This window comes from Robertmurraya dakarensis (genome assembly GCF_900156875.1).
Taxonomy (GTDB): Bacteria; Bacillota; Bacilli; order Bacillales; family Cytobacillaceae; genus Robertmurraya; species Robertmurraya dakarensis.
Window position 1 is genome coordinate 1699878 of record NZ_LT707408.1, and the last position, 1983, is coordinate 1701860.

Here is a 1983-nt window from a genome sequence, read left to right on the forward strand (position 1 = left end):
CTCAATTAACAATTCTAGTAAGAGTGCTTCTAATAAGGGCGGAAAAGGAACTTGTGAACGTGATTGTCCAATGATAAATAACAATTTAGATGGTATGAGTTCAAAATGATAAGTCATGGCAGCCACATAAATGGCTGTTAAAAAAATAGAACCTACCATAGCAAATAATCGGATAAAACGAATAAATGTACTTAAAGACCATCTCAAATAGATATCTTCTGTTGATTCAAAAAATGAGAAAAAATTAGCAGGACCTATAATCCCTACAGGACTACCATCTATAAAAACACCAATTCGCCCGTTTAAAATCGAGTAGATGAATCTATCGGGCAGCTCTGTTAATATAAATTGTGGAAATAAAGAGTAATGATTATCTTCTAGGCATTGAGCCAAAACGGAACTGTCACTTATATTATCCGTTTTTAACTGTTCAATCCTTTCCTTAAGTGTCTGAAGAGTGTCATCGTTTGCAATATCTTTTATATATACAATTCTTACTTTCTTTTGAACGCGTTCCCCAATCTTTATTTCATCTGTGCACAAATTATAATCATTTAGATTTTGTCTGATTATCTTAACGTTAGAAGTTAATGATTCAGTGAACGAAATTTTAGGTCCATATACTAACGATTCTGTTTCTGCTTTCTCAATAGATCGTTCAATGGGATTTGCGCAATTCACAATGATTGCCTTTTTCTCATCTAAAAAATAAATATAAGCAAATCCATTTAATAGGGAAGAGATTACCTCTTGTTCTTCTAAATTTACCTTTATTTCTTCTATAGGTATGTTTTTCATTAAATAGGTGTAATGTAAGTATTCTACAGAAAGTTCTTCAATGTATTTAATGACAAATTCATTTAGAATCTCTGGCTTAATTAAATTCTTCATGAAAATAATATGAATCCCCACTTGTCCAACTTCAAGTTTTCGACACATCAAATCGGGTGATTCATTAAGAATGGATTTAATTTTTTCATAACCTGGGAAGTTATCATTATTATGACGATCTGTCATTCGTAACATATCCTTCAACCGTTTTTAATAGTGTCTGTAAAAACAATTAATTTATACAGAATATGGACAGAGGGACAGTGAATCATTACATCATCTTGGACAGCGTTAAACATTATCGTGTCTAGATTAAGTTGATTTTACTTATATAGTAATGCTTCATCCTTATTCAACGGGAGCGATTGTTCAATAGAGCAGTCGCTTCTTTCGCTAACTAGTTAGTGGAATAAGGGATTATCATTTCGGAAGAATAGTCCAGAAGTGGTAATAGTTCATGAAAAGAATAGTAATAGTATTTGTTTGGATTACTCTTAGTAGGATGGCCACGGATGCGAANTTGGAAATCTAGCAATTCTGACAGCGGTACCCATTTCATAAATAGGAGCCGAAAATGCCCCTAATGCACTAAATGCAACAATGATAATTAAAATATTGCTAGTTAACCCTGCCTCAACCGTTGCTTGGCCAATGACAATACCCCCTACAATTCCCATTGTTTGTCCTACTTTTGAAGGAAGGCGTGCACCAGCTTCTCTAAGTAGCTCAATTAACAATTCTAGTAAGAGTGCTTCTAATAAGGGCGGAAAAGGAACTTGTGAACGTGATTGTCCAATGATAAATAACAATTTAGATGGTATGAGTTCAAAATGATAAGTCATGGCAGCCACATNCCTGAAGGAGTTGTCGTCATAATAGGTAAAATCCTAGTTAGGTTTATGGTTTGAAGTGGTTGGTACACAACAAATAGCAGCCATATAGTCAATAAAAAGGATAAGAAGCAAACTCCGGTCACTACTCTAAAACCGCCGGATACAGCATAAATGGATAATATTAATAAAGCCAATACTCCGACCCATTCATAGACACCTTCATATCCCCATGTTAGTGACAACTCGACATAACTAATGGTGATCGAATAATTTACGGCAATAAAGTAAATGACAATAAGGAAGTTGAAAATACTACCAA

General features: G+C 34.0%; 2 protein-coding genes and 1 pseudogene. All 3 read right to left on the reverse strand.

Translation table 11 applies throughout. The features are described 5' to 3' along the window. Positions 1–1017: spore germination protein (locus tag CZ487_RS09245; RefSeq protein ID WP_077211811.1), on the reverse strand; the 1017-nt coding region annotated here is incomplete at its 3' end. 335 nt (positions 1018–1352) lie between these two features. Continuing rightward, positions 1353–1682 (reverse strand): annotated as a pseudogene (locus CZ487_RS09250) (spore germination protein); the annotation flags it as partial. Beyond that, a complete protein-coding gene (locus CZ487_RS09255) occupies positions 1670–1975 on the reverse strand; it encodes a GerAB/ArcD/ProY family transporter (RefSeq protein ID WP_474091048.1) in 306 nt (101 codons plus the stop codon). The gene CZ487_RS09255 and the pseudogene CZ487_RS09250, both read right to left, overlap by 13 nt. Positions 1976–1983 lie beyond the last annotated feature (8 nt).